Here is an 8,984-nt window from a genome sequence, read left to right on the forward strand (position 1 = left end):
CAGCCAGATAGCGCCTTACTTTTAGTTCATGCCGTCGCAGGCGTGGCGATCGCTCTCTCGCACAGGCATTTGTAAATAGGTTGAAACCTGCTGACAGGCAGTTGAAAGCAAGCGATCGGACCTAAGATTTTGGGCATTGACACCTTGAGAGAGCAGTGCCGCAACGCGAGATTTGAGAGCGTCATGACCGTCGATTTTTTGCAGCAACCGTTCTGCTTTGATGGCCTGCACCAGTGCTTCGGGTTTGCGATTTAGCGCGTACAAACTTTCAGAAGACAGAACGATCGCTTCGACTTCAGACAAGACCGATCGCTGAGAGGCTTGAAAAGCAGTTATTCCCAACAATGTCGAGATCACAAATGCAACGCTAACCATTGCTAAAAGAATGCGCTGTTGAGTGGCTTGTTTGCTGACCTGAGTGAGACGTTGAATTGCTTGATCGTGCTGGCTGCTGGTTGCTAAAAATCGGATATCTGCATCGCTCAAAGATTTTCCCTCGGCCCACTGTTGGGCCGTTTGTAGGGCTGATCCCTGAAGTAGATAGGTCGCATCACTTGTTCTAAGCCATTCCTGAATCGCAGTGGCGTAGGGGCGCTGTTGTAAAAGCTGATGTCTGACCCATTGTTGATCAAAGATTGTTTTGTAAATCAGATTGCGAATTACTAAATCATCATTTTGTTGAACGATGAGTCCAGAAAGTAATAATTCTATTTGTTCTTTGCTGTTGTCTAGTTTGATCTTACCCTGTTGTAAAATCTTTTCGTACTGATGAAGTAACTGGATTGAGAATTGTTCGTTTTTAAGTAAGCGATCGCGAATCGTTCTTAAATGGATTGGTTCATCCTGGGTTTCCCAGTGGTTGAGAATGTGTTGGTGAACGATCGTGCTGATCAGGTCTGAGGGTGTGCCGTGAATGGCTACCTGATCCGATTTGGACACCGACTGATGAATTAATCGACAAAGTTTTTGAGTCAAGAAGGGTTGTCCGTTTGTCCATTTAAACACCTCTGCCAGCGTGGCTCGTCCATCTGCAACCATTCCTTCTAGACCTTGCGCCAGAGCTAATATATCCTCAAACTGCAAGTCAGTCAGCGCGATCGCCTGACCCAAATTAAATGGCGTGCGAGTGCGATCGCGAATCAAATCAGCCGGGGTCGCCACTCCAAACAAAGCCACGGTTAAGCGACGGTATTCTGGCCGTTCTGCCCGATGATTGTAGAACGATCGCAGCAGCGCAAAAAAATCGTCGAGCGAAAAGTTTAATTGCAAAACGCTGTCGATTTCATCAATAAAGATAAAAATTTTGTCTCCAGACACCTGCGCCAACAGCACCTCTTCTATAAAGCGACTAAACTGCTGTACCGGAGACAGACCGGACTGTGCCTGCCACCAGTCATTGAAATTGACGATCGCTAAGAGATCAAATCCTCGCCAGAGTTCTGCGGCGACTCCTTTGTACCATTGCTGAGGCGTGACGGTTTCGCTGCCAACATTTGTCAAGTCGATCGACACACAGCGAAAGCCCGCTTGCTCTAATCGCGATCGCGTCCGCACCCGCAGGCTAGACTTGCCCATCTGACGCGCATTCAGCACATAGCAAAAGTTGCCCGCTAGGAGCGATTCAAACAGATCTTCATCCGCCTGCCGCATAACATAGCTGGGCGCATCTGCACTGAGACTGCCCCCGACTTGATAGCTATAAACGGCTGGTGCAGACTGTCGAATTGCTCGCTCTGTCTGGTGTCGAGTCAGCGCAACTTCGATCGTCGCCCGCAGATTTTGCGTCTCGATCGGTTTGACCAGATAGCCAAAAGGCTGCACCGTCTTCACTAATTGAAGCGTTGTCTCGTCTGCATGAGCCGTGAGAAACACCACAGGCAGATCAAACTGCGATCGCATCACAGCCGCCGTCGAGACCCCATCCATTGACCCTTTGAGGCGAATATCCATCAAAACCAGGTCGGGTGAGTTTTCAGCCACTTTTTCGAGGGCATCTGGGGCCCGATCGACGATCGCCACCACTTCATAGCCCAATTGCACCAATCGCTGTTTGATATCCAATGCGATCAAACGCTCGTCTTCTACAATCAAAATTTTTGGAGCCATTGGTCACAAATGGTTAACAGTTGGCAGTTTGCACGGAATGACTCGATCGCTAACCGCTCCAACGCAGTACCGGAACTGGAAACACAATTTGGAAAGCTGTGCCGTTTTCTCGATTGACAATCAGCCTGCCTTCTAGCTGCTCAGTCAGCGCACAGACAACCTGTAGCCCAAGCGAATCGGTATTGTGTACATCGACTGCGATCGGCATTCCGACACCGTTGTCTTGCACAGTTAGCATATATTGCTGATCAGAAGAGTCATCAAGTTGACGATCGGGGTGAGCATCAGAATAGGGAGAAAACTGAATTGTAATTTCACCGAGGCGATCTTTTTGAAACGCATACTTAATCGCATTAGAAACCAGTTCGTTAATCATTAACCCACAGGGAATTGCAATATCAATATCTAACTCAACGGCCACGACATCAACCTTAAACTGAATACGAGAAGGATTGGTGCACAACGACTGAAACAAGCTGGCAGCCAGGTTTTTTACATAGGTTGAGAAGTTAATTTTGGCTAGATTGTTGGCTCGATAAAGCTGCTCATGAATCAGCGCCATTACTTTAATTCGCTGCTGACTTTCTTGAAACGGCTCTAGAATTTGAGGATCATGAATCGCGCTGGCTTGCAGATTGAGCAAACTGGACACTAGCTGCATATTGTTTTTAACTCGATGGTGAATTTCTTGCAGCAAAACTTCTTTTTCGCGCAACGACGATCGCAGCCGCGCTTCTGCAAACTGACGATCGCCCAACTCAATCTGCACCTGTTGATAAAGGTCGGCTTGCTGAATGGCGATCGAGAGTTGGTCAGCAATCTGTTGCAGCAGTTCGATTTCTCCTGGCTGCCACTGGCGCGGTTTGCACTGATGAGCCACCAGCAGTCCCCATAGCGCCTCTTTTTGCACGATCGGCACCACCAACCTGGCCCGCACTCCTAACGCTTTCAAAAAGTTTGTCAGATCAGGCGAAACGGACTCTTGCTCCAGATCATTTAAAACATGAATCTGCCCCTGAAGGTAGGCGGGATGGCGCTCAATCGGCAGAAACTTAGGTGGGTAAACCCTGTCTAGAATAGAGGTACAGTCCGCCACCGCCTCTGAGATAGCTGCGATCTGTCCATCTGCAAAAATCCGATAAATCAACACCCGATCGGCATACACCACCTGTTGAATCTCATTCACCGTTCTGTGTAAAATCTCTTTGAGATCTAGAGACGCTCGAATCCGCTCAGTGATCGATGAAATGAGTCGTTCGCGTTCTACTTGTTGTTGGAGTGCAATCTCAGACTGTTTGCGAGTGGTCGTGTCAATACTCATTCCCACCATTTTGATGGCCTGCCCCTGCTCGTTGTAGATATATGCGCCTCGTGACTGACACCAGTGGATCGTGCCATCTTGCCAAATGATCCGAAACTCTGCCTCAAAGAGCGATCGCTGCTCTAGCGCCAATTGGTGTGCTCGATCGATCTGATGAAAATCGTCAGGATGGACACAATTTTGGAACAGTTCATAGGTGGGAGAGGCGATAATTTTGCCGCCATTGTGATCAAAAACGTTTCCCTGACCGTCGTTATAAACGTCAAACATGGCATAGATTTCGGGTGACCAATACTCGACGTTGGTGACCAGATCCCATTCCCAGGTGCCAATGCGAGCCGCCGAAATCGCCAACTGTAGTTGAGCCGATCGCTCCTGAACCCGATCTTCCAATTCTTGATTAAGCTGTTGTAGCTCAGACTCGACCCGCTTGCGGTCTGCCAGATCTTGTTGGGTCTGCTGATAGAGATTGGCTTGCTGAATGGCGATCGCTAACTGGTCAGCAACGGTTTGGGCGAGGTCGGCTTGCTCGTCTGTCCAGGCATGGCTGCGTTGAGTTTTAGAGCTGAGACTACCCCAGAGGACTCCCCCCACGACTAGCGGCACCAGCAGCCACGCCCCTGGCACTTTTTGGGCAACTTCTCGATTGATCTCGTCGTCGATTTGGTCTGTATCAGACACTCGCACGACTTCAAATCGCCGCAGCTGATCGGCTAAGGGATTGCCCACATCTGAGATCTCTAACCCGATCGTATTTAATATGTCTGGCGACTTACGATATTCAGCTACATGTCGCCAACACTGTCGCTCTGGAAAATACTGCACCAGCACCGTCCGTTCGGCGTTGAGAAGCTGTGCAATTTCGGCAGTCGCGGCCGCAAAAATAGTCGGCAAATCAAGAGACTGACGAATTGTTTGCACGACTCGATTTAAGGCCTGCGATCGCTGTGCTTGCTGTTGAGTTTGGCAATAGAGTTGACTTTGTTGAATCGCAATGCCGACCTGATTGGCAAGCTGCTGAAGGAGTTCGGTTTCAAACGCTGACCACTGACGCGGACGATCGCACTGATGAGCAATCAACAATCCCCAGAGCTTATCGGCTTGCAGCACAGGCACGACGAGATTGGATCGCACATCAAACTGCTGCAAAAACTCAACGTGACAGGGCTGAATGTCGGCGGCTGTAATATCGGCAATGCTGCTAATGCGCCCCTGGCGATAGTGCTGCGTATAGTTTGGAAAACAGGGATCAGAGATCTCTTCACCCAGCGTGACGCGCCAGCCCGCAACGACGGCTTCTTCGACAACCTTACCGGAACCGTTGGGCAACAGTTGATAGAGCAATACGCGATCGGCATTGAGAATCCGCTGTACCTCTGTGACCGTCGTTCTCAAAATCTCTTCAAGCTGGAGCGACTGACGAATTTTTTGGGTAACTTCTGCAAAAAGCTGCGATCGCTGAATCTGTTGTCGCAGGGCTTCTTCAATCTGTTTCCGTTCGCTGACATCGACTTCAACCGCTGTGACAATCCAGCAATCCTGTTCGTGATCTCTGCGCGAGGTCAAATGGGTCGAAATCCAGCGGATACTTCCATCTCGATGACGAAACCGATACTCAAAGCTGGCGGCGCGTTCGGCTAGAATATGGTCAAATCCTGGTTTCAGTACAGTCTCCCAATCTTCTGTCCAGACATTTGCCGTCCACAAGGTTTGATCAACCAGCAACTCTTGAGCCGTGTAGCCAAAAATAATCTCACAGCCTGCCGACCAGTAATCATATTGCCAGGTGCGATCGGCAAATACTCGCAGACTGGTAATCGAGGCGACGGCACTATCTAAGACGTGACTAAGTTGAGCCTGAGAAGCCCGCAAATGAGACTCTAGCTGTTGTCGTGCGTCAATTTCGGCGGCTAATTCTTGCTCGCGGCGGTTGAGCTTTGCAGTGCGTTCTGCAACTCGCTGTTCTAGTTCGGCGTTGAGGGTGAGCGTTCGCGCTTCTGCCTGCTTGAGGCGAGTAATGTCGATCGCGGTTCCCAAAATTTGCTGAGGAATGCCTTCAGCGTCATGACCAAACACACAGTTACGGCTACAGAGCCAGCGCCATTCGCCGTTTGCGTGCTTCATCCGATATTCGGTTTCAAAAAATCCTCCATCTTTTGTGGTCAACAATTGTTTTAGCCCGATCGCCACCTGCACAAAATCATCTGGATGAATCAGCAACTCAAACAACTGAGATCCCATCGCTTGAATCTCTGGCGACGAGTAGCCCAGAATGTCGCTAATGCGCTGATTGACATAAAGATTTCGACATTCTTTCCCATCGTAGAGATATAGAATTGCCGCCGTTGCTTCGGCCATTTGCTCAAACATCGCCATTCTCATTGGGGTGTGAGACAGATATAGGACGGGTCAGGTCGCCCCCAACAAGAACTCTGGAAGTAGTGAGACAGGCGATCGGGCGAGCGTAAAGAGCATTAATTTGAATCGATGTACTTTTTCCAGAGTTGAGCGAGATTTTCGACCTGACTACGCTTTTCTGGAATGATACAGTACATATGCCGGGGTCGGCCGCGCCCTTCAAGTCTTTGCCAATAAGCCGTGACAACTTGTTCTTGTTCGAGCGATCGAATACAGCGATACAGTACGGTGTCAGACAAGCGATAGTTGGGATAACGCTGCTCTAGCGACTTCATCAACTCAGAGCCATACGAATCTCCCTGAAGCAAGACAGAAAGCACATAGCAGGTGGCTAACTCTGGATTGAGATAGGTAGGCGGAGGGCAGTTAAAGAATTGATAAATATCTTCGAGTTGCATCGTAAATCCTCACTGGAACACAACAAGTCATTGATCTGAGTGAAAAGTAAAACCCAAACGCGAACGGACGGTAATCATGAGTAGGAATGCCAGCCATAACAGTTTAAAATGCTACAGCCGGCCGCTTTCGTGCTCTAATGACTAACTAAGAACACGGTGTATAAACGATGTTGAGAAGTTTTAATACACCCGTTTTCTTAACCAATAGACTACGCGAAGCAATACTTTTGTGTCTGTGAGAAAAAGTAAGTAGTTTCATCACATAACTTCAAAATCTACGGATTAGAGGCTTGTTGAAGGCAGATTTTCACCAGTTTTGTAACCCTTATTCACAGGTTAATCAACTTTGCTGTCGAAATTCGTCATTTTCGATCGTATTCTCATAGGCTGAAAGTAGACAGAATCCAGTTAAGCGGGCAGTGTCTCCAAAACCAGTGTCTCCAAAACCAGTGATTTTGACTTAAAAAACAAACCACAGCGAGGTATGAACCATGTCTGAGCATCATGCCGCTAAATTCTTTAAATCTGTAAAGCAAGACCAAGCGCTTAAAGCAAGACAGCAAGCGACGAGTGACCCCAAGGCTTTTATTCAGATGGCTGCCGATCGGGGCTACTATTTCAGTGAAGATGCCTTAGAAAGTCAACTCGATCGCTTGTCTGAAGATGAGTTAGCTGCGCTGTTTAATCCAGGGGTGGGCGGTCGTCAGCGATTGGTGCCCCGGTAGGGGTGAGGGTTTGTCTTCGATGATCTGTTCCCCCTGGGGGGTAATCCGCTTCGCGAGAGGGATGAAAAAATCTGTTGGTTCAGGGTGTTAATGTCCCTCTCTCTATCCTTAAATAATTACTTTAGATGATTAGACAATTAACGTTGAATGGCTTCTTTATCTGTGTTTTCCGGTTTCTTTACCAACGCTTCATCTAGTTCTCGTTAAGATCAATTCTCACAAGCTGGTGTATTGAGGTCAGCAAGATGAGAAAAACGATCGTGCGGATGTTGTTTGTGTTGGCGATGATGCTGGCGGTGGTGCCGTCTTGTGCGGCAAATTATGCGGCGGCTCCGGTGGGCAAAGCGGATTACTATGTTGCGGCTAATGGCTCCGATCAGGGAAAGGGCACTCAAGCGGCTCCCTGGCGATCGGTGAATAGAGCGTTGTCTTCTGTGCCGCCTAATCAAGGGAAAACAATTCTTGTGGGAGCTGGAACCTTTGACTTGGGGGGTGATGTAGCGGTGCCGTCGGGCATTCATCTCAAAGGGTCAGGGGTCAATCGCACCACGATTCAAGGCGGGTTGAAGATACTTCAGACGAAGAATGTGACGATCGACCAGCTTAAACTTGATGGCAAACGTCAGGCTTATCGGCTGGCCCTATGGATTTTGGATGCCGATCGACTGAGTTTGCATGATCTGATCATCAATGGCTATCGAGAAGATGCGCTGTCGATCCAACGGGCGAAAAATGGCGAAATCTACAACATCGTCATGACGGACAATTCCTATAATCGTTGGGTCGCTGGGGGAGGCGGCAAACAAACCGCAACGATGACGATCGCTGACCTGACTGATTTTAAGATTCATGATCTTGATATTGATAGTCGAGCGCGCGGCGGATCGGGCATTGTTTCCTATAGCGATCAGTGGAACAAAGATCGACCCTGGGAAGGCCCCAATGCTATTCTCAAAAACGTCAAGTTTTATAATCTAGATATTAAAGTCGATCACTGGCACGCCTATGGAAGTGGCTCGTCTCCACAACTAACGTTTGAACTGTGGCATCAGACTTGTCAGAACTGCGAACTCTCTAATTCAAAGTTTAATAGTACGATTTCACTGGTGACTCCTGATACGACTAAGCTGCGGGTGCATCACAATCTTTGGAGTAGTACTGACAATCCGTTTTATGCTTGCGAAGCGGATAGCGATAACTTGGAATTTGATCATAACTATGTGCGCGGGGGGATTTATCCGATCGCAATGTTTGGCCCTGGAAAGAAGAATCTCACGGTGCATCACAACATTTTTGAGAAGACAGGTGGCCCGACGCTGGTAGTGCATTTTTTGGGTCGAATGCCCAATTTCAAGTTCTACAACAACACCGTTTACGCGGACTCCAAGACGCGATTGTTCTACTATGAAAAGGGAGAAACTCCGGATCAAGAGATTCGCAACAACATTTTCTATAACTCGGTCAGGAATGCAGGGGATGTGTTGAATGCAAAAGTTGGTGTGCGAAACAATTTGTTCTACAACATTAAACCTGTGGGAACTAATGCCATGAGTTTTGACCCTCAACTCGCCCGGACTGGCAATCAACCGACACTCTACTTTCGACCCAGAAACAAGCGCGTCACAGATCTGGGAGCCATCAAGATCGATACACCGGGACAAACGATCGGTCAATAAATCCACCTCAATGTAAATTCAACGAAGTTCTTCGCTTTAGTTGCAGAGTTGGGTTGCTTCCTAAACTCCCCAATTCTGCTTATCATTACCAAGACCTCCTGAGAGGAAGTTTCAAAAGTCTTTTGTTGTAAGGATAGAGACTCGGAGATCCCCGCTGCCTCCCTTAAAAAGACATCAGTTCGATAAACTTTTTCGCTTCGTCGCCAGGGAATTCGCCCCCTAAATCCCCCATTCTGGGGGACTTTGAGAAAGCAGAATTTACTTTGAACTCTGGAACTTTCTCTGGGTCAAAGTCCCCCAAGTTTGGGGGATTTAGCGATTATCTTGAATGTCAAGCCGG

At 48.3% G+C, this 8,984-nt stretch carries 5 protein-coding genes; 2 read left to right on the forward strand and 3 right to left on the reverse strand.

The features are described from left to right. Positions 1 to 21: 21 nt before the first annotated feature. The 3 genes from ACJ2PR_RS26730 to ACJ2PR_RS26740 form a co-directional block, all read right to left on the reverse strand. Positions 22 to 2,106, reverse strand: coding sequence for an AAA-like domain-containing protein (locus ACJ2PR_RS26730; RefSeq protein WP_446879243.1), 2,085 nt, complete (start codon positions 2,104 to 2,106; stop codon positions 22 to 24). Positions 2,107 to 2,155: 49 nt separating this feature from the next. Then, positions 2,156 to 5,797 carry a GAF domain-containing protein gene (locus ACJ2PR_RS26735; protein WP_446879244.1) on the reverse strand — a complete coding sequence of 1,214 codons (3,642 nt, stop codon included), beginning with the start codon at positions 5,795 to 5,797 and terminating at the stop codon, positions 2,156 to 2,158. A gap of 104 nt (positions 5,798 to 5,901) precedes the next feature. After that, positions 5,902 to 6,243: a PadR family transcriptional regulator gene (locus ACJ2PR_RS26740; protein WP_446857755.1), complete on the reverse strand. Its 342-nt coding sequence runs from the start codon at positions 6,241 to 6,243 to the stop codon at positions 5,902 to 5,904. A gap of 491 nt (positions 6,244 to 6,734) precedes the next feature. Between ACJ2PR_RS26740 and ACJ2PR_RS26745 the strand changes: the two genes are divergently transcribed. Beyond that, complete coding sequence (locus ACJ2PR_RS26745; RefSeq protein ID WP_446857754.1) at positions 6,735 to 6,968, forward strand: Nif11-like leader peptide family natural product precursor; 234 nt, start codon at positions 6,735 to 6,737, stop codon at positions 6,966 to 6,968. A gap of 245 nt (positions 6,969 to 7,213) precedes the next feature. Next, positions 7,214 to 8,644 (forward strand): hypothetical protein, encoded by a 1,431-nt coding sequence (locus ACJ2PR_RS26750; RefSeq protein ID WP_446879245.1) that lies wholly within the window; start codon positions 7,214 to 7,216, stop codon positions 8,642 to 8,644. Positions 8,645 to 8,984: the final 340 nt, after the last annotated feature.

The organism is Phormidesmis sp. 146-33 (assembly GCF_052939515.1).